Origin of the sequence: Shewanella sp. AC91-MNA-CIBAN-0169 (assembly GCF_040310165.1) — a bacterium.
Classification (GTDB): domain Bacteria; phylum Pseudomonadota; class Gammaproteobacteria; order Enterobacterales; family Shewanellaceae; genus Shewanella.
Genome location: NZ_JBEOPM010000002.1, coordinates 126134 through 144100, shown reverse-complemented (window position 1 = coordinate 144100; position 17967 = coordinate 126134). Strand labels below are relative to the sequence as shown.

The window sequence follows — 17967 nt, the reverse complement described above, 5'->3', positions numbered from 1 at the left end:
AACCAACAACCGCAACTCAAGTCGGGTAATTTAACCGCGAACGCCTAATTTATATTGGCCATTCTGTAGAAACATCAATGCTTGCTTGTGCTTTGGCGAGATTAAAATTGGACCATCATCAAAAAATAAAAAGCACTTCCAATTACGCACAAACACATCCCAGCGAGTTTCAACTATTTGGTATTTTTCATAGCAAAAGTACACCACCGCATCATCAGGCCATTGAATATGCGCAATAATCGCATCAGGTAATGTATTGTCATTAGAATCCCATGCAGATTGCCAGTGATCAGTTGCCGTCCAAGCATCTTGCTTTGCTGGCCAATCACCTTTTTCAAACAATTCCGCACGACTGCTCTTATTGCTTATCCACTTATCCCACACTTCCATGGCACTTTTTTCGGTCAATGGCTTAATAAAGGCCTTATCATCATCTGATACAGGCAAATCTTTATGGGTAAAAATCCACTTACGCTTATAAAGATCAAACGGAATATATGAATGTGACAAACAACTGCTCCTAGCAACTTAATATGATTTATAATTATAGCGTTAAAGGTAGGCACACTGCGATAGCAAGAGAGAAAAATGAGAACGATTTAATGATGAATTTGTTGAATTAATTGATGAAATTCAGGTGCATAAGCATTAATAACATTTTAAGCAACTATTTCTAAACTGTTTAAAATTGAGTATGTTGTTGCAATTATCATTTTTACTTTTATGATACTAAAATTAACTAAGTCTTATAGATTAATAGCAATTTCAATGGCAATATTTAATGCTATATTTTTGTTAAGAAAAACTCAGCCATATCTAAATCCATTTGATTATCTATATCAACAGAAAATAAATTATCCATTTTATAAGCGTAGCTTTTTTGTGTGAAATTAACATGCCTCACTTTCATTAACTCCTGAATATTATAGATATATATTGAACCATTTAAACGATAAAAGTCCCCCAAGTCTTGTGATCTTTTCAACCCTTCAGGTTTAATAAAACCATCTAGAGTACCGCTTTTCGGTAAATGATTTGACCAAATAGGTGGGTGTTCACAAGGGGTAACAGATACAACAGAAAATGCTTCGCTCTCTACAAACAAACTTAAAGACTCTTCAATATGCTTCATCAACCTCAAAGGTGATGTCGGCTGCAAAACAATTAAAATGTCATAGTTTGTCCCATATTTTTCAATGGTATATAACAAAACGCTGAGTGTAGTCGCGTTATCCGTTGAAAGTTTACTTGGGCGAAGTTCTGGGATATTAACGCCACAGCTCGCTACGGAAGCGATCTCATGGTCATCAGTACTAAGAATCACTTCATCGATTGCATTACAAGATAAAGCCAATTCTAAAGTCCAATTGATCAAAGGTTTACCATTTAAGGGAAGAATGTTTTTTCTGGGTAAACGCTTACTCCCTCCCCTTGCAGGTACTAATGCCAACACTTTTTTACCTGCTATCATCATTACATTCCTAAAACACTAACATCAGTTTGAGCACGGTTAAAATCATCTAATCGGCCTATATCCAACCAATACTCATGTAGAGGGAACATTAGCACTTTACCTCCGACTTTAATTTTATCCTCTAATAACGTTGGCATATCAACAACTTGATTTACACTTACTTGCTTAATAATCTCGGGAGAGACTACATAAATCCCAGCATTAACAAAAAAACGTTGTATTGGTTTTTCTTCCATACTGACCACAACATTGCCGTTACCATTGATCACACCATAAGGAATTTGGTATTCATAATCTCTCACACACATAGTGGCCTGGGCATTATTTTCATTATGAAACTCCAATAAACGCTGAACATCTACTTGTGTTAACACATCCCCGTTCATCATAATAAGCGGCAGTTGTGGGATATCATCAGGCAATAAACCGAGTGCTCCCCCAGTGCCCAACGGTTCATCTTCATGAATGTAGGAAATATTGACATTTAATCGGCTACCATCACCAAAATACTCTGTAATTTGCTCAGGCATAAAGTGAGTTGAAATATAAAAATTGACAAAGCCCGCCTTAGCAAAGTTAATAATCGTCATCTCTAAAAGAGGTTTGTTACCTACTTTCAGCATTGGCTTAGGGCAATTATCAGTCAGAGGACGCAAACGAGTTCCAAACCCTCCGGCCATAATCAGTACAGGATTATCATAGTAAGGTTGATTTAAAGCCTGCTTTAACGTTTGGAGTCCTACAACACTTCCATTTTGAATCAATGGAATAGCAAGAATACTATTTTGCTCCATTAAACGAATTAATTGATGTTTTGGGATATCAAAAACAGCCGTAATCGGATTCTTGTTCATAACAAGAACCACAGATTGATCAAGCGTAAGATTATTTAATAAAGCACGTCTAATATCGCCATCGGTAACCACGCCTTGTAATCGGTCATTCTCATCGACAACCAAAGCAACTTGCAGAGCATGAAGGTTAATGATTTCTAAAGCATCACGAATGGACTGCTTCGGTGCTAAAGCAACATCTTTCCAATGCTTTTTCATAACGTTTCATTCCTTTTTTCTTATTAATGCCTGATGCCCGTATACAACTGATTTTTCTTCAACATTTGTCACAACTGTAGCGCCAGCACCAACAACAACATTTTTACCAATATCAACACCCTGTATAACACAGGCATGCACGCCTATATGAACATCATCTTGCGTAGTTACATTGCCGCAAAGTGTCGCGCGAGGTGCAATATGATTATTCGCACCAACATTACAGTCGTGCTCAATAATAGCGCCAGTATTAATGATACTGTTTTCGCCAATATACGCACCCGTTTGGATAATGGCTCCAGACATGACTTGCACACCCTGTGCCAAATATACCGATGAAGATACAATCGCGTGTGGTGATATAACCGTTGCAAAACTAAAACCTAATTTAGTAAAAAACGCTGTCACTTTTACTCGGTTATTTTGTTTAGGTAAACTACCCAGCCCATTCACCAAAAGCACATCATCGGGATTAAATTGACTTATATCGTCATCATCACTTAAGTACTGTATTGATTCAAATATCTGATTATTATTATTTTTATCAGGTGAAATATATGCAATAACATTACAGCCGTTAAGCTGGAGTAAATCCATTAATACGCTTGCATGGCCACCAGAACCAATCATGATTAATGGCTTATTCATCGATTAAATCCCCTGGCTGATAGCATTTTGATGAAACTTGGCCAGAAGTAAGCTGCCAAAACATATCCGGAGACATACCACTTCCGGGCCTTTTTATTGTCAAATTGTTGACATTAAAAGGCTCACCTTTTTTTATATCTGTTTGTGCCACAATACTTTTTCGGGCAATAGTTATATTTTTAGCCTCAGAAATAGTGGGCTTTTTTACACCGTTACCTAAGGCTTTTTCAACTTGCCTGATCGATTCTACCATCATTTTTAATTGCAAAGGTTCGATAGAGGCACGATGATCTGGACCAGGTAAGGAGCAATCTAGCGTAAAATGTTTTTCAATAATCACCGCTTCTTTAGCCACTGCAGCAATTGGAATGGCAATTCCTTGGCTGTGATCAGAATAGCCCACTGATAAGCCAAAACTTTGTTTAAGTGTATCCATGGCATTTAAATTAATTTCATCAAACGGTGCAGGATATTCTGTGGTGCAATGTAAAATGGTCACTTTTTCGGATAGTACTTGCTGACCAACATCAGATAGAAATGCGAGTTCAAAGTTAGCTAATGAAGGTTGACTATCAAGTGGCGCAATATAACCAAAAGCAATCACTGCTAAGGTGTTTCTGACTTCTTCTAAGGTCGCCATTCCCGTTGATAAAATAATATCTAATCCAGTTCTAGCATGCGCTAACACAAACGGGCTATTGGTTAATTCACCAGAAGGAATTTTCAGCCGTTTCACTTTAATTTCATCAACTAAAAAATTTAAACTTTCAAAATCAAATGCTGTTGATAAAAATTCAATATTTTTTGAAGCACAATATTCGAGTAATTGATGGTGCGCGCCATAACTAAGCTCTAGACGCGTCAACATCGATAACTGCGACTCATCATTGCCTGTTGTTTCAATTTGATATTGAGCTTTACTGGCACTTGCCGTTACTAAATTTGTCGCTTTAAACGTTTGAAACTTTACAATATCGGCACCCGCGTTAACGGCCACGTCGACTAACTGAAATGCCATTTCGAGCGAACCATTATGGTTAACCCCGGCTTCTGCAATCACTAGAGTCATAGTATTTCCTTGATGAGTACAAATGCTTCAGCAGCTTCAACATTCGCTTGAACACCACGAACATACGCTAAAGACTCTAGAGCCTTACGTGAACGAGGAAAGGGGAATGGTGCGATTTCAGATGGATACATTTCAAGAATAGTTAATTTTTTCTCAAGCTGTAAACTCACATCAATAAAGACATTGGGTTTAAAGCCTCCATCTTCAGGTTTTAAACCAAAATCTGTTTCAGATAAAGTCTCATAAGCCAGCACTTTTTTGACAAACGGGTAACGAAATGACTTGGTGGCCGACATTACCGCATCAAATACAATTTTATGATCAGTGTGTGCATCATTTCGATAAACAGTGAAGACCTGCTCAGGCTTAATCTTTGAAATAACATCACTAATAGGCCCGATGATATTGCGCATAGGTAAAGTCTCTAACTTACCAGATGGTAGCATTAACTCATGAACAGATGAAAATCCATAAGCTAACGTTACTGCCGCAATTTCTTTTTTTCTCGTAGCAATTTGAGTTGTTGTAAAACCGGAAGATTTACTCATCCCAGTCACCAAAAGCCAATGAACCTCATAACCAGCTTGAACAAACTTAAGTATGGATCCACCACAACCTAAAGTTTCATCATCGGCATGTGGAGCAACTATTAGTATATTTTTTGTCATCTTAAAGTCCGTTAAAAATGAGGATTATATCAATTTACTTTTAACCGCCCACTTAGGATTGTCCAAATCAATTTGACTTAAGTATGTCTCAATAATTTCTGCAGCATTACCAGTTCCATATGGATTATCTAATTGAGCAACAAAATGACGATACGTAGGTTCAAAAACAGCTTGTTCAATTGCCTCAACAATCTCTTCCACCTTGTAGCTAACAAACTTTACATTTCCTGCATTGAGTCTGCCTCGTTGGCGATGCCCTACATTCACCACAGGTAGTTTATACATTGGCGCCTCTAAAATGCCCATACTAGAATTGCCCACTAATGCCTTAGCTTTACGTAATAAATTAATAAAAATATGACGAGGCAAAGTTGATTTTAGTAGAATATAGTCTGACTCAAATTCCTTATATGCTTTGACAATGTCTAAGGAACCAGGGTCACTATTTGGAGTAATACAAATAGCTTTCATATTTTTAGCTCGGCAAACGCTATCAATTGCAGTTAGCGTTGCTTTCATTTGCTCATATGCACTTTCATGCTCAGAAGATAAAGGGTGCTTCAATACAACAATAAAATTATCTAATTCTGTACCTATAAATTTAGATACTTGGCCAATATCTAATTCTGGTTCATGCTTTATATTATCCAGACCGGGAGTACCACTAAACGTAACACGCCAATCATCCTCACCCATTTTAAGCAAATTATCAGAATAAGGTTTAGCTGTCGTAAAATGGATATGTGCTAGTTTGCTAACAGCCATTCTTATAGGGTCGTCAGCATTTCCCCAAACCGGGTCGCCACCACCAATATGAGCGACTAAGACTTCCATATAATTACCAACTACTGCAGTAGCAATACTTTCTTCTCTATCACCCACTACTATTAATAAATCAGGTTGTTCACGTTCGACTGTTTGCGTTAAGCCGGTTATTAATTGTCCTACTGCTTTACTACGCTGTGTCGTTCGGTTTGTCGAAAATAATGTGTCTATACGGTCGGCAATGACAAAACCATCATGTCTAATCGACTCTATAGTATTTCCATGCCAGTCAGATAAGTGCGCACCTGCGACCACTATTTTGAGTTCAATATCATCACGTTCATTAAGACGTTTTATCACTGGATACAAAATATCATATTCAGAGCGAATACCTGTTACGGCAATAACGCGTTTAATTTTTTTCATTTTTAGTGTCCAAAATATAGGGGAGTGCGTCTGCTAATTTAGCGATCCCTACCGCCCCAAAACCACCAAGCCACAGTGAGTCTATACCGCAAGATTGACCCCCTTTTACATCATTGTCGTAATGGTCACCTATAACAATTGCATCACTAGCACAACATTGAAAAGTATCTAAAACAAATTGAAAACACCTGGGATCAGGCTTTTCATAACCTTGATGATTATCTCTAGCGTAAAATATTTTGTCACATAAGGGCTCTATACCTAATAAAGTCACTTTATTTTGTTGAACCTTAACTACACCGTTAGTTAATACTGCAATAGTACATCCCTCTTTTTTTAAGCGATGTAAAAACAATAATGTTGCTTGTGGTAATGATATTGCTCGCTTTATATTGGTATAAATATCAAATAAAAAATTATGGTTACTGGTACAAAAAAGCCCACACCCCATTAAAACATCTTTTAAAATATCAGCGCTTTTTTTGCGTTCTATCAACAAATAAGAATGCATCAAGCTACCACTTTGAACTTGTTTAGCTATCTCAAACGCTTCAAAAACAATTGAGAAATAATGACTTTCATCATATAAAGTGTCGTCTAAATCACAAATAATTAAATGTTTTTTTGCGAAATGCGTCATAACTGAAAGAACTCTTGATATGTGCGGTACATCTTCATTCCCCACTGTATTGATGTCGGAGTAATATCTTGTTTATCAAGAATATTGATAAACAGTGGTATCCAGTTGCAACTTGATGCAAATCCCAAAGCCATACCTCCGGCAATTCGAGGATTCACTTCGACTAAAAATACCTCATCTTTATCAACAAAACACTGCACATTAATAGGACCTTCAAATTTAATTAACTTTGAAAGCCGTATAACAACCTCATCAATTATTTTGTTTTGCTTAACAATACCACCCGTGGACTTACCATTTACGACTCCAAGTCGTTTTCTAGGAATAATATAAATGGGATGATGTTGATGATCAAAAAGGCAATCGACGGTATATTCCTCACCATCCAAGACCGTTTGAGAGATATCTCCTAACTTAAAATTATCATTGCGTAATTGAGAGTTTTGTTCGATATAGACACCTACACTTCCTCGACCGATTCTCGGTTTTACTAGTGGGTAAATAGGTTCAAGTGATGATTTAGCACAAGGGAGTTTATGCTCTTCAAAAAAATTCGCAGTTAACCATTTATCTTGAAAAACTTCAATGGTTTCAGTTGATGAAATAAGTACATTAACACCTTTATCAGCAAGTGATTCTTTTCGTTCTGACCACCCCAAAAGCATTTCATCAAAAGAAGGAATAACGATATCGATAGCATGTTCAATTAATAGTTTTTCAACTTTATTCCAAAGTTGAGGATCTTCTTTTTTAGGAAAAATAATTAATTCATCGGCAAATATGCTTGCGGCACAATCATTAGAAATATCAGATGCGACGGCAGTATGCCCTGCTTTTTGTATCGCCTTAATCAAGTAAGCACTAACAGGACTTCCAGAAGCCTCTAATAAAAACCTCTTTTGTACAAAATAGCTTTTGGGCTTACTCATAAATAGCAACTGCACAATTTGGTTGGTGAGGGAAATGTTCAAACCTCAAAGTATTAATACCTAAAACTTCATTAACAGCTATAGTTTCCCCAGGCCAATGACCGCAACTAAATTCATCAAAAACAAGAACTGAGCCTTTAAATAGTCTGGGTTTAATAGCCTCCAATACATCACGTGTAGGCTTATAAACATCCATGTCAAAAATGGCCATTCCTATAGTCAATCCAGGATTGTCCTCTAACCATTTATAGATCGTGATTGATACATCCCCTTTAACTAGATAATTTTTCTTTATGTGACTGAGTGGACTTTGTTTTTCATGTTCATCTAGAATTTGTTGAAGGACCTTCTCATAACCTTTTTCCGTAGAATAATCTCCAACATTTGCAAAAGGATCTAACTCGCAAACGTTAGAAAAACCTTCAAATGTATCAAACCCATAAAGTTTACGTTGATGATTATAGGGTTCATACATTCCTCTCAAACTTTGTAATATGCTCAACCCACTTCCCCATTGAACTCCAAACTCACAAATAACGCCAGGTTTACCAATCAACTTTTTGTATAACCAATCAAAATATAAAACTCTAGAGATACTCTGTCTTCTCATAGTTACTAAGGAATGTTGATTCCAATTTTCATCAAGTTTTGGCAATAGATTCAAGTGGATGTTTTTAAGGCGATCCAAACTATCTGATTCCTTTTCACTACGGATAAAACCTTCGCCATTATCATTTATTTTCATTTACGCTCTCCAAAACTGAACAATTTATAAATTAATTAACTTTTTACTTGGCGAACTGGGCAAGTTCAATAATAATGATTCGAAATGCTCAGAGTAATTAAGGCTCCCCCGTATAGCATTCTTGTACATCGGTAAATGATGCATTAACTTCCAAATGGGTCTTGTCACAATACCAGTAATATTTGTGATTTTAAGTAATTCATCACGGTCTTCAACTGATGGACATACAATTGCGTTCAACCAGTAATTTGATTTGGCATACTTGGGTTCAACAAAAAATTGATAATCACTAAGCATAAAAAAATCTCTATAATGATTTGCTAGCTTCCTTTTTTGCGTTATATAATCTGTTAGTACTTCCATTTGCCCACAACCTAAAGCCGCATTTAAATTTGGCATTCGATAATTAAATCCAGCTTCATCATGTGAAAATTCATATGGATGTAGAACTTTAGCTGTCGTCGTTATATGTTTTGTTTGTGCCCCAAGCTCTGCTGTTTTACATAAAACCACTCCACCGCCACCGGTGGTAATAACCTTATTACCATTAAAACTTATAGCACCAAAATCACCAAAAGTCCCAGTATGCTGGCCTTTGTAAAACGAACCCAAACTTTCTGCTGCATCTTCAACTAAAGCAATATTCCACTTTTGACAAACCAGCATAAGCTCATCAAGCTCTACAGGGTGTCCAAATGTATGCATAGGAACAACCGCTTTTATTACTCGTCCGCTCAGTTTATGTATGCAACCATATTCCGACACTTGTGCATATTGAAAGAGAAATTCATCCATTGCTTTGGGGCAAAGTCCCAAACTCACAGGTGATACATCAACAAAAATAGGTTCGGCTCCCATGTGATGTATAGCGTTACATGTAGCCACAAAAGTTAAAGCTTGGGTAATCACAAAATCACCACGTTTGACTCCTGCCATGTAAAGTGCAGTGTGCAATGCAGCGGTTCCATTAACAACCGCAACCGCTTTAGCTGCACCGGTATAGTGTTCTATCTTGTTTTCGAACTCATCAACATACTTACCAACGCTCGAAACAAAAGTACTGTCAATGGTATCTGCCACATAGAGTTTTTCATTGCCAGCAAACGTTGGGGCATGCAAAGGAATAAACTGATCTGTTTGATAAATATCTCGAATAAACTGACAAATATTAGCTGCTTTCATCTAGTTTCCTACATTTTTCCATCTAAGTATTTGCCCGTTTCTTTATGGTCAAACTCAGGTAACATTTTATTAAACAGCGCAACAATTTGTGTTTTGCTCCAAGCTTGTTCGCGTTTCATGGCACTGATTTCATGTCCAAACATCTGCAAAAGTGGCTCATCATAATCAACAGGCGGTTTTATCACTCCTAAATGAGTAAAACGTGTCATATCAAGTTCATCATTGCAGGTAAAAAACTCTTCAATATCTTTCTCACCTGTGGTGTCGCTTTGAGTAAACAAACAAGGCCATTTCCCCAGGTTAGGTAAAGAATGAACTAGCTCCCTTGCCTCGGTTTCACTTTGGCAAAGATGAGGTTCATAACCTAGCTGAACTAAATATTTAACGGCGATATCGGCGAATGACACTAATGGTAAAGCCTGGGTTTGTTTAGGAAAAAAAATGTCGCGATTCTCACCTAAAAGACAAGACATTAAACAAAGCTCACCCGACTCTTGCGGCGTCACAAAATAGCGCTGAACATCATTAGGGGCAACAATAGGTTGTCGCTTTAAAATACGCTGATTGAAACTGTGCAACAGTGAGCCATCAGAAAAGGCAACATTGGCAAATCGCGCAGTAGAAATGTTTATTTGATGGCTACGGCGCATTAAAAACATTTCCATAATTCTTTTAGAAGCCCCCATCATATTCACTGGATTAGTGGCTTTATCTGTTGAAACGCAGAAATATTTTCTGACACCGGATTGAATAGACTGCTCAATGGTTTTATCTGTATTAAACACATTCACATCTATCATACGCATTAAAGTAAAAGGATCTTTCTCACTGCGTACATGCTTTAAGGCTGATAAATTAAGCACATAATCATACTGACCATCAGCCTTGATAAATGCATCATACTCAAGAGAACCGATATCAAGCGCGAAGCTTTGAAAATCACCCGCGATATAGCCAAAAGTGCTTCGAATATCCCTGACTAATTCAGCTAAATTATTTTCACTAATATCAACAACATGTAATTTAGTTGGCTGTCTTTTAAAAATTTCTTTTGTCACAGCCTGGCCAATGGTACCCGCAGCACCTAAAACCAAAAAACGTGAATTTGCAACCATAGCGTTTAGCTGGCTAGCTAATCTCGACACATCGCTATCTAGTAAAGGAAACTCTCTTCCAATTAACGATAAATCAAACAATTGCATTAGTTGATCTCCTTTTTGAATCAAAAGCCGACGTGTTTATAAACATTCACTGCCAAAAAATTATCACATCTGAAATGTAGCAATAATTATTCCAAGTAATTAATACATGAAGATAAAGATACTATAAGAAACTAGAAAACAATTTACTACTTGATTGTACAGTAAATATATCGCTTATATGAGTATAAACCAGATAATAAATGGGGCAGTAAAAGTAGGTCAAATAAACGAAACAGAGACTAAGACTGAAACATGAAATGAGAAAGGATAAATATATGGTCTCCCCACAGGGGATAAGCCTAACTAATAGACCTATCTTAACAAACCTTACTAAATCTATATACAGCAAGACTTTAAGCCGTTTCAGGTGCTATGATAACCTTAATGAATATCTACCAAAATGACCCTTTATTTATCTCTCGGGTGGTCTATAGGTGGTTTATGGGGTGGTTAAATGGAACGAGTAAAATTTACTAAGAAAAGCATTGAAGCCCTTATAAACAAAGGTGTTGCGGTATGGTGCAGTGATTCCGAAATAAAAGAATTATGCTTTCAAACCACTTCAAAAGGTGGTCAATTTTTTAAGCTGATTAAAAAGTTTGAAGGTAAGAAGGTCACGGTAAGCCTTGGTAGCTTCGAATCAATGACCGTTGAAAAGGCGCGCACTGCCGCTTTAGATAACCTTGAGCTAATGCGAAAAGGCGTAAACCCTAATACCCAAAAGGCTGCAAAGAAAGCCCGTAGGCTAAGCAGTTTCACCTTTGCTGATCTATTCATGGTCTATAAAGCTGATTTTAATGTCAGAATTAAAGCTGGCGAACGTAGACCAAAATCATTAGAAGATGCTGAGTCAATCTTTAAGCTTCACACTAACCCGCTATTCAAAAAGAAAGATGTTCGAGAGCTAACCAACGATGAAGCGCGAAAAATCATTGCTGACCTTAAAACAGCAAAGACCCCTGCCGTCAGTAATAAATGCTTAACTCAAATCAAATCTATTTTTAACTTCGCAAAAAAAGAAGGTCTTATATCTGATAATCACTTTGCTGTTGCCAAAAAATTTGCAGAACAACCAAGAGAGCGAGTCCTAACAGCAGATGAAGAAACTAGATTGCTGGTGGCACTTGATGATGAACCAGAGATATACAAAGACATTGTGTTAATCGCTTTGATGACTGGTCAGCGAAAGAATTGTGTTCTATCTATGCAATGGGAAGAAGTTGACCCACAGCAACGTATATGGGCAATACCTGCAAGCAAAGCTAAATCAAAAAAAGGCTTAGTCGTTCCGTTAATTCCAGAGGCTATGCAAATACTACAAAGAAGAAGCAGCCAAGCGGAACAAGGCGAGAAGTTTGTTTTTCCAAACAAGCGCAGCAAATTAGGTTATGTGACAGAGAAAACGGGGCAAGGTTCGTTTTGGAGACGCGTAACAAAGCGTGCAGGGCTATATTCCGACAACAAAGCACAACGCCTCACCTTTCATGATTTAAGGCGTTCTACCGCCACCAGAATGGCGAGAGCAGGCATTGAGTTAGCAATCATTCAAAAGGCACTTGGTCATAGCTCAATAGCGATTACACAGCGCACTTATGCTCACCATGATTTAAGTCAGGTTCGTGCTGGTCTTGAACATATCAGAAATGAGCCACCAGCAACGATAGACACCTTAAAAGAACAGTTAAAGGCACTTACGCCAGAACAACGAAAAGAACTGCTAGGAGGCTTTTAGAATGGATGAAGAAAAAGTCAGATTATTAGTCAACCTAATTTGGAGAGAACAGCCCAAAAATGATGCTGCATCAAGTGATGAAATGGAACTTGCATGGAACCTGCAATCACTTCTTGTGAAGTGGTCAGATGAGAAAAGCTCAACACATGAAGAGATCGTTGCAAAGCACTTTGTTATGAAGATGGTTCTTAGTGAAGATAGCCCCTTTGCTAAAGTTTCAAAAAGATACAAACCAACAAAAAAAAACAACCACAGACCACGATCTAATATTCATGAGTCTGTGACAATTCTACTATTTGCTAGGGCTAATGGGATCAGTTCTGCGGGGAGAGAATTTGGCTTAAGTCGCAGTGCTATTAGAAGTCGGATTAAAAAGGTAGCATTATTATTTAAATTAACTGACAAAGATCTGTTAAATATGAAAAGTGAAATACATGACTCACACGAATTGGAAGAGATTCTACAAGGTATGAGCAAATATTGGATTGAAAACAAAGGGGGTGGTGAATAAGTATCTGAGAAAATATACTTTTTCACCACTTATTCGACATAAACTAAAGTGTAATACTTACCAGAATAAATCAAACTTAACTGGTGAATATCATGCAAAATCAAAATCTACTAAACAATTCCGAAGCAGCAGCTTATTTGGGCGTTACAGAGGGCACCATGATGGTATGGCGCTCTACTGGGCGCTATCAAATCCCTTTCATAAAAGTTGGTCGTTTAGTGCGTTACAGACTGAATGACTTAAACACATTCTTAGATAGCAGAACCCAAACCAAAACCGCTTAGTTTTATCTCTTATAGGGATAACACATGGCATCAAACTGCCCGAATAAATTGCTATTAATTTTATCAGGTTAAATCTAGCCACCTATTAACCACTTTAACGAGTGAAACAAACGACATATTAAAGTCAATCAACAATCGAGGTTACATCATGAGCAATAGAAAATACGGCACATCAATGGTACTAAAACGTTTACTAAATGGTGAACGATTAACGGCAGAACAAATCAGTTTTTTTAGCTTTGGGGAGCAGCAAAGTAGAGTTATGGACGAATTAAGAAAGTCCTATATCCCTTGGGAATGCGACCAATCAGCTAATGATACGACTTGGTTTATTCCAAAAATCGAAATAGCCCGTTATTACCATTGCAGGGATGAACAAATAGCGGCTGAAAAGTCGTATTTTTACGCTAAGAAAACGGTAAGACTTGACCGAGAACTAAAGAAAGCTATCAAGTGGCGCGGTCTTAACTGGCTTATTAATCGAATAAATGAACAAGCGGCAAATGATGACAGCTTTGAAAAGCAAAAAGGCTCTGAGGAGTAAGCTCAAAGCCTTTACATAAAACTATGGATAGCGGTACAAGTTTGGCGACTAAGCCGCTATCCATTTCTTAAGAGTATCTCTTATATGAAAGAAAGTAAAAAAGAAAAAGGCTCATGGCTACCAGAATCAATAGAGCAAGCAGTAATTCAAAACGGACTTGAAATGAATCATGTGTGGCTTGTCAGCACAGCAATTTCCTACTTTAAAGCGAAAAGAGACTTTCACGCTTCCAATGCTTACCTTGCTGAGAAAATGGGGAAAGGTGTTCGACAAATACAGCGATACATAAAAGAACTTGAGTGTTCAGGGTGGCTTTATGTGAACAAGTCAAAATCAACTAATGGGACAAGCAGAAAGCTATTACCGACCCCAAACACATTAGCAATTTTGAGGGGTGACATAGATGTCATGCCTAGGAGTGACATAGATGTCATGGCAGGTATGACACCAGAGTCACCCAATAATGAAGTGGATAGTAAAGCTATTAATAATAAAGTTTTAACTGCAACATCATTTGAAAATGATGCCGAAGTTTTCTATAAGAATCACTTAAAAGAATTGATAGCTAAAGACCTAGATATTGAACCTGATGATATGGTTTTTAATTTTTATGACATAGCAAGCCAATGGGCAGAGTGTGTCAGCAATGTAACCATACCTGAGAAGCCTAACACTTCAATTATTCAACTGCTGTTATGCAATGATACTTTGGCAGGCTTTACCAATAGAAAGCAGGTTGTAGAGTTTCTTGATGGACGCTACCAAGAACGAAAGGTATTTAAAAGAGATAAGCCCGTTAATCTTAGCTGGCTGATGTGCTCAGAGATGGACGACTTAGAAAGAAATGGAATTCTTAGTTCAGAAGGTTATGCCGAACGCTGGACTAATGAAAAAGTAAAATTGTTAGCTGAAAAATGAAGTAATAATAATCCCCTACCCAATCAAACAAATCATAGGGCGTTATTAGGTAGGTTATGGTGCGGTTATTTAACTAAAAGCTGACAAAACTAGACGTTCAAACTCAAATGCCAATCTTTAGGGGCTGTAAAAACCATTTAAACACTAAGAACTCACTATGAAATACACACAAATAACGTAAAGCAAGCAATTCACAATGATAGCTAATTTTATGATAAATCTGGTTAGGTCGAGTCAAGGTTAGAGCAAGGTTTAAGCACCATTAGCAATATCAAAATAAATCACTAAATTTATTCTAATGACTCTCAAGGTGGTTTATAGGTGGTTAAATTCCTGGGGCGATATATAAAACACTGATTTAAAATGATTTATTTTAATACTGGTCTCCCCACAGGGACTCGAACCCCGATCGGCCGCTTAGGAGGCGGCTGCTCTATCCTGTTGAGCTATAGAGAGACCCAGTGATTATACTGAGTTTATAATTGAATTAAACCTTTTAAATTTAATTGCTTAATTAACAACCAACTAGTTCTTAATCGCAATGTCATTCACTTGAATATTATAAGCACTGTCGATACCGTCAAAGATTGCCGTTGAACTGTCTTCGGTCACTTGTTCGATAACCACATTCGCCCGACTTTTAGTCGCGATAGCGCGCATAGAGTTGAATCTGTCGGGGATGTTTTTCTGTAGGACGATTTGGAACTTATCACCCATTTTAACGCCATTTTTACGGCCTAAATTGATGATAATGCGATCACCATCTCTTGCGACAATTTGGCCTAGTAATGGTCGGCAATTGAGTTGCTTATCTAACGACATAACGCTTTGTTGTAAAATATCACTGATCGCCTGGCCATAAGATGATCGCCAAAAGCGTTGATTAGCTGGTGACACTATTTCTTGTCGTTCAAATTCCCAAGGCGCTGATGTCGCAAATGATTCCGACCAGACCACTTCACCGCTAATGCCATGATAAAGGGTTAATTTAAGGATAAATTGCCTCAGTGGATCATCTTCTACAAAGCCCAAATAACTGCTTTGTACTGGTTCAGTTGAAATATCAATAATTTCGGGCTGCAGCAAATATTGGCTGTCGGTGAGTTCACCTAACCAACTGGGTATGCGGTTACCTCTAAAATTGACCAATTGATTGGTATTATCAATTTTCTCATCTGCATGTAGCCTGGCAAAACTGTAACGCGATTGCGCGTTAATCGCTTTGCCTAATTGTTCGGTGATGCGCTCTTCAAAGTGGGCTAATTGACCATAGCGTAATTGTTCGCGTTCTTGTAAATAAGCTTGAGGCAGCATAATCGCAGCTTTGAGTGATTGGCTTTTACATTGGGCATCGGACTCTTGTTCGCTAAGCTCAAGCTGTAAAATGACAGTAATAGTATGCTCGCTTATCATTTCACTCATTAATTCAACATTATTGGCCGAGCCCATACGCTGCATTTGAAAAGTATCTTGAGTAAGCCGTCCTTGATTAATTTGTTGTTCGCTAGAGAAGTTAACTCCCGCTTTTAAACTGGCATAATTTAATGCTTGGCTGATAGCGTCTTCGCGAGCTTTATCAATATCGCCATTAACAATTTTGGCTTTGCCAGTCACTTCAATTTGTTCAGCAAATGCAGACATTGTCACTAGCAAGCCACTTGCACATAATATGGCTATGACAGCAAGATGACTAAAGGGATTAGCTCGGTTAGTAGGGCTGTGTCGGATCAGCATACGATGTCCTAATGTCAAAAAAACGTCTATTTGGCCTAATAAAATGAATTAAGCTTACTCTATATTTTACAAAGCAAAAATTGTGCCTATAACCGCTTTAATAGTTTTTTTTTAGATGTAGGGTAATTATAGTAAAGCTTCTAACGCATTTGCCGATATAAAGGAACGAATATTAAAGAGTAAAAAATTGACCTTAGTTACCGATAAATAAGGCGATAAAATGGCTCATTTATACCAAGACTTGCGGCATTTTTGTAAGAGGAATTATTATGATTAATAGGCTTGTTGTCCCCACGGTCATACTGGCGTCATTGACGTTAGTTGCATGCACCCAAACGCCTAATGCTGCCAATAATCTTGCCTTTAGTAATAACGGTAAATTTGTCAAAGTGGTCGATGAAGATCAGGTTTATCAGCACAAGCTAGCTTATGATATACAAGCTGTTGGAATATCGCCTAAGGGCCAGGTCAATGTGTGGGCAGAAAAGTTAGTCAACGAATTAGTATTGCAAAATGATGCCCTTCGCCCAGATGAACCACTGCTCATTTCTACGCCGGTAATGGCCAGCAATTTAAATACATCCAATGAGTTAGGCCTTCAATTACAGCAAGGATTGCTTGCTGCATTCCATGCCCATGAGTTTAATTTGGTTGATTTAAACGTCGCAACCAATTTACGTGCAACAGAGCAAGGTGAATTTATGTTGAGCCGAAACTGGGAGCTGTTGCGTTCCGATTTACCGGTAGCGCACGTTTTGGTATCAACCATGACCTTAACACCTGAAGGAATAGTCTTTAACGGCCGAATAGTGAATGTGACCAATAATAGAGTGGTTTCTGCGGTGCAATCATTTGTGGCGGCGTCGAGCTTATCGGGTTATTTACAACCTTCTGAAATGATTGAATCGCGTAATGGTTTACTGTATCGCCACGAAAATAAGGGCGACAGTCGTTATACCGTATTAGGAGATAAGCTATGAAGTCGTTAATGTTAATTGTGCTGGTACTGTTAACTGGCTGTGTAAGCAAGGATAAATATGTTCAGTGGGAAACCGAAGCTCCAGCCTCGTTCCCTACCCTAACCGCAATTGGTTATGCACCCTTAGCGACTCAGCCAAGCAAAGAACCATCGCATCGTATTTTAATGGCAATGCAAGCATCAAAAATTGCTGCATATCGCGAGTTAGCAGAGCAAGTGTATGGCCAAAAGATTACCGCAAACAGCGACGTGAGTGAGTGGTTATTAACTGACGACAACGTTAAGTCTAGCGTTAGTGGCATTATTCGCGGCGCTAAAGTGGTAAAAACCTACCCAGCCGGTGAGTTTTATATCACTGAGTTAGCACTTGATTTTAAACAAGTATGGCAGTTATACGAGCAACAAAATCGCCCTAAGAGGGTAAAGGAAGTGACTTACTTCTAGGGCCGATTCACATTAGCAGTT

General features: G+C 37.9%; 20 protein-coding genes and 1 tRNA gene. 7 read left to right on the top strand and 14 right to left on the bottom strand.

The window, feature by feature from the left end; genetic code table 11:
• Positions 1 to 30 precede the first annotated feature (30 nt).
• From AAEY98_RS03065 to AAEY98_RS03010, 12 genes are all read right to left on the bottom strand, one after another.
• Positions 31 to 510, bottom strand: coding sequence for a DUF2947 domain-containing protein (locus AAEY98_RS03065; protein ID WP_351014906.1), 480 nt, complete (start codon positions 508 to 510; stop codon positions 31 to 33).
• 274 nt (positions 511 to 784) lie between these two features.
• Positions 785 to 1474: an acylneuraminate cytidylyltransferase family protein gene (locus AAEY98_RS03060; RefSeq protein WP_351014905.1), complete on the bottom strand. Its 690-nt coding sequence runs from the start codon at positions 1472 to 1474 to the stop codon at positions 785 to 787.
• A complete protein-coding gene (locus AAEY98_RS03055) occupies positions 1474 to 2526 on the bottom strand; it encodes a nucleotidyltransferase family protein (protein WP_351014903.1) in 1053 nt (350 codons plus the stop codon). The genes AAEY98_RS03060 and AAEY98_RS03055 overlap by 1 nt, the downstream gene beginning before the upstream one ends.
• A 6-nt stretch (positions 2527 to 2532) precedes the next feature.
• The gene (locus tag AAEY98_RS03050; RefSeq protein WP_351014901.1) at positions 2533 to 3156 is read right to left on the bottom strand and encodes an acetyltransferase; all 624 of its coding nucleotides are present in this window, start codon (positions 3154 to 3156) and stop codon (positions 2533 to 2535) included.
• A gap of 10 nt (positions 3157 to 3166) precedes the next feature.
• Positions 3167 to 4243 (bottom strand): N-acetylneuraminate synthase, encoded by a 1077-nt coding sequence (gene neuB, locus AAEY98_RS03045; RefSeq protein WP_351014899.1) that lies wholly within the window; start codon positions 4241 to 4243, stop codon positions 3167 to 3169.
• Positions 4240 to 4911 (bottom strand): PIG-L deacetylase family protein, encoded by a 672-nt coding sequence (locus AAEY98_RS03040; RefSeq protein ID WP_351014897.1) that lies wholly within the window; start codon positions 4909 to 4911, stop codon positions 4240 to 4242. The genes neuB and AAEY98_RS03040 overlap by 4 nt, the downstream gene beginning before the upstream one ends.
• Positions 4912 to 4935: 24 nt before the next feature.
• Complete coding sequence (gene neuC, locus AAEY98_RS03035; protein WP_351014895.1) at positions 4936 to 6102, bottom strand: UDP-N-acetylglucosamine 2-epimerase; 1167 nt, start codon at positions 6100 to 6102, stop codon at positions 4936 to 4938.
• Entirely contained in the window at positions 6089 to 6742 is a 654-nt protein-coding gene (locus AAEY98_RS03030; protein ID WP_351014893.1) for an HAD family hydrolase, read from the bottom strand. The genes neuC and AAEY98_RS03030 overlap by 14 nt, the downstream gene beginning before the upstream one ends.
• Positions 6739 to 7671 carry an ATP-grasp domain-containing protein gene (locus tag AAEY98_RS03025; RefSeq protein ID WP_351014891.1) on the bottom strand — a complete coding sequence of 311 codons (933 nt, stop codon included), beginning with the start codon at positions 7669 to 7671 and terminating at the stop codon, positions 6739 to 6741. Before AAEY98_RS03025 ends, AAEY98_RS03030 begins: the two co-directional genes overlap by 4 nt.
• The gene (locus tag AAEY98_RS03020) at positions 7664 to 8416 is read right to left on the bottom strand and encodes a class I SAM-dependent methyltransferase (RefSeq protein ID WP_351014889.1); all 753 of its coding nucleotides are present in this window, start codon (positions 8414 to 8416) and stop codon (positions 7664 to 7666) included. Before AAEY98_RS03020 ends, AAEY98_RS03025 begins: the two co-directional genes overlap by 8 nt.
• A 24-nt stretch (positions 8417 to 8440) precedes the next feature.
• On the bottom strand, positions 8441 to 9598 hold the full coding sequence (locus AAEY98_RS03015; protein ID WP_351014887.1) for a LegC family aminotransferase: 1158 nt from the start codon (positions 9596 to 9598) through the stop codon (positions 8441 to 8443).
• 8 nt (positions 9599 to 9606) lie between these two features.
• Complete coding sequence (locus tag AAEY98_RS03010) at positions 9607 to 10800, bottom strand: UDP-N-acetylglucosamine 4,6-dehydratase (RefSeq protein WP_351014885.1); 1194 nt, start codon at positions 10798 to 10800, stop codon at positions 9607 to 9609.
• A gap of 454 nt (positions 10801 to 11254) precedes the next feature.
• On the opposite strand from AAEY98_RS03010, the gene AAEY98_RS03005 reads away from it, so the two are divergent.
• The 5 genes from AAEY98_RS03005 (at position 11255) to AAEY98_RS02985 (ending at position 14789) form a co-directional block, all read left to right on the top strand.
• Positions 11255 to 12532 (top strand): tyrosine-type recombinase/integrase, encoded by a 1278-nt coding sequence (locus AAEY98_RS03005; RefSeq protein ID WP_351014883.1) that lies wholly within the window; start codon positions 11255 to 11257, stop codon positions 12530 to 12532.
• A 1-nt stretch (position 12533) separates the two neighbouring features.
• Positions 12534 to 13043 carry a hypothetical protein gene (locus AAEY98_RS03000; protein WP_351014881.1) on the top strand — a complete coding sequence of 170 codons (510 nt, stop codon included), beginning with the start codon at positions 12534 to 12536 and terminating at the stop codon, positions 13041 to 13043.
• Positions 13044 to 13135: 92 nt separating this feature from the next.
• Positions 13136 to 13327 (top strand): helix-turn-helix domain-containing protein, encoded by a 192-nt coding sequence (locus tag AAEY98_RS02995; protein WP_351014879.1) that lies wholly within the window; start codon positions 13136 to 13138, stop codon positions 13325 to 13327.
• Positions 13328 to 13475: 148 nt separating this feature from the next.
• Positions 13476 to 13871 (top strand): hypothetical protein, encoded by a 396-nt coding sequence (locus tag AAEY98_RS02990; RefSeq protein ID WP_351014877.1) that lies wholly within the window; start codon positions 13476 to 13478, stop codon positions 13869 to 13871.
• Between the two features lie 84 nt (positions 13872 to 13955).
• Positions 13956 to 14789, top strand: coding sequence for a helix-turn-helix domain-containing protein (locus AAEY98_RS02985; protein WP_351014875.1), 834 nt, complete (start codon positions 13956 to 13958; stop codon positions 14787 to 14789).
• 380 nt (positions 14790 to 15169) lie between these two features.
• Here the strand turns inward: AAEY98_RS02985 and AAEY98_RS02980 are convergent.
• Positions 15170 to 15245 (bottom strand) — tRNA-Arg (locus AAEY98_RS02980).
• 69 nt (positions 15246 to 15314) lie between these two features.
• Entirely contained in the window at positions 15315 to 16523 is a 1209-nt protein-coding gene (locus AAEY98_RS02975; protein ID WP_235781922.1) for a flagellar assembly protein FlgT, read from the bottom strand.
• Between the two features lie 269 nt (positions 16524 to 16792).
• On the opposite strand from AAEY98_RS02975, the gene AAEY98_RS02970 reads away from it, so the two are divergent.
• A complete protein-coding gene (locus AAEY98_RS02970) occupies positions 16793 to 17503 on the top strand; it encodes a FlgO family outer membrane protein (protein WP_273057959.1) in 711 nt (236 codons plus the stop codon).
• Complete coding sequence (locus AAEY98_RS02965) at positions 17500 to 17946, top strand: LPP20 family lipoprotein (RefSeq protein WP_351014872.1); 447 nt, start codon at positions 17500 to 17502, stop codon at positions 17944 to 17946. Before AAEY98_RS02970 ends, AAEY98_RS02965 begins: the two co-directional genes overlap by 4 nt.
• Positions 17947 to 17967 lie beyond the last annotated feature (21 nt).

What these genes read in the sequence shown, in the direction of transcription:
- AAEY98_RS02975 (WP_235781922.1), bottom strand. Translation starts at nt 16,523, where the DNA reads ATGCTGATCCGACACAGCCCTACTAACCGAGCTAATCCCTTTAGTCAT.
- AAEY98_RS03020 (WP_351014889.1), bottom strand. Translation starts at nt 8,416, where the DNA reads ATGAAAATAAATGATAATGGCGAAGGTTTTATCCGTAGTGAAAAGGAA.
- AAEY98_RS02995 (WP_351014879.1), top strand. Translation starts at nt 13,136, where the DNA reads ATGCAAAATCAAAATCTACTAAACAATTCCGAAGCAGCAGCTTATTTG.
- AAEY98_RS02970 (WP_273057959.1), top strand. Translation starts at nt 16,793, where the DNA reads ATGATTAATAGGCTTGTTGTCCCCACGGTCATACTGGCGTCATTGACG.
- AAEY98_RS02990 (WP_351014877.1), top strand. Translation starts at nt 13,476, where the DNA reads ATGAGCAATAGAAAATACGGCACATCAATGGTACTAAAACGTTTACTA.
- AAEY98_RS03015 (WP_351014887.1), bottom strand. Translation starts at nt 9,598, where the DNA reads ATGAAAGCAGCTAATATTTGTCAGTTTATTCGAGATATTTATCAAACA.
- AAEY98_RS03000 (WP_351014881.1), top strand. Translation starts at nt 12,534, where the DNA reads ATGGATGAAGAAAAAGTCAGATTATTAGTCAACCTAATTTGGAGAGAA.
- AAEY98_RS02985 (WP_351014875.1), top strand. Translation starts at nt 13,956, where the DNA reads ATGAAAGAAAGTAAAAAAGAAAAAGGCTCATGGCTACCAGAATCAATA.
- AAEY98_RS03005 (WP_351014883.1), top strand. Translation starts at nt 11,255, where the DNA reads ATGGAACGAGTAAAATTTACTAAGAAAAGCATTGAAGCCCTTATAAAC.
- AAEY98_RS03040 (WP_351014897.1), bottom strand. Translation starts at nt 4,911, where the DNA reads ATGACAAAAAATATACTAATAGTTGCTCCACATGCCGATGATGAAACT.
- AAEY98_RS03050 (WP_351014901.1), bottom strand. Translation starts at nt 3,156, where the DNA reads ATGATTGGTTCTGGTGGCCATGCAAGCGTATTAATGGATTTACTCCAG.
- AAEY98_RS03030 (WP_351014893.1), bottom strand. Translation starts at nt 6,742, where the DNA reads ATGACGCATTTCGCAAAAAAACATTTAATTATTTGTGATTTAGACGAC.
- AAEY98_RS03060 (WP_351014905.1), bottom strand. Translation starts at nt 1,474, where the DNA reads ATGATGATAGCAGGTAAAAAAGTGTTGGCATTAGTACCTGCAAGGGGA.
- AAEY98_RS03025 (WP_351014891.1), bottom strand. Translation starts at nt 7,671, where the DNA reads ATGAGTAAGCCCAAAAGCTATTTTGTACAAAAGAGGTTTTTATTAGAG.
- neuC (WP_351014895.1), bottom strand. Translation starts at nt 6,102, where the DNA reads ATGAAAAAAATTAAACGCGTTATTGCCGTAACAGGTATTCGCTCTGAA.
- AAEY98_RS03010 (WP_351014885.1), bottom strand. Translation starts at nt 10,800, where the DNA reads ATGCAATTGTTTGATTTATCGTTAATTGGAAGAGAGTTTCCTTTACTA.
- AAEY98_RS03055 (WP_351014903.1), bottom strand. Translation starts at nt 2,526, where the DNA reads ATGAAAAAGCATTGGAAAGATGTTGCTTTAGCACCGAAGCAGTCCATT.
- neuB (WP_351014899.1), bottom strand. Translation starts at nt 4,243, where the DNA reads ATGACTCTAGTGATTGCAGAAGCCGGGGTTAACCATAATGGTTCGCTC.
- AAEY98_RS02965 (WP_351014872.1), top strand. Translation starts at nt 17,500, where the DNA reads ATGAAGTCGTTAATGTTAATTGTGCTGGTACTGTTAACTGGCTGTGTA.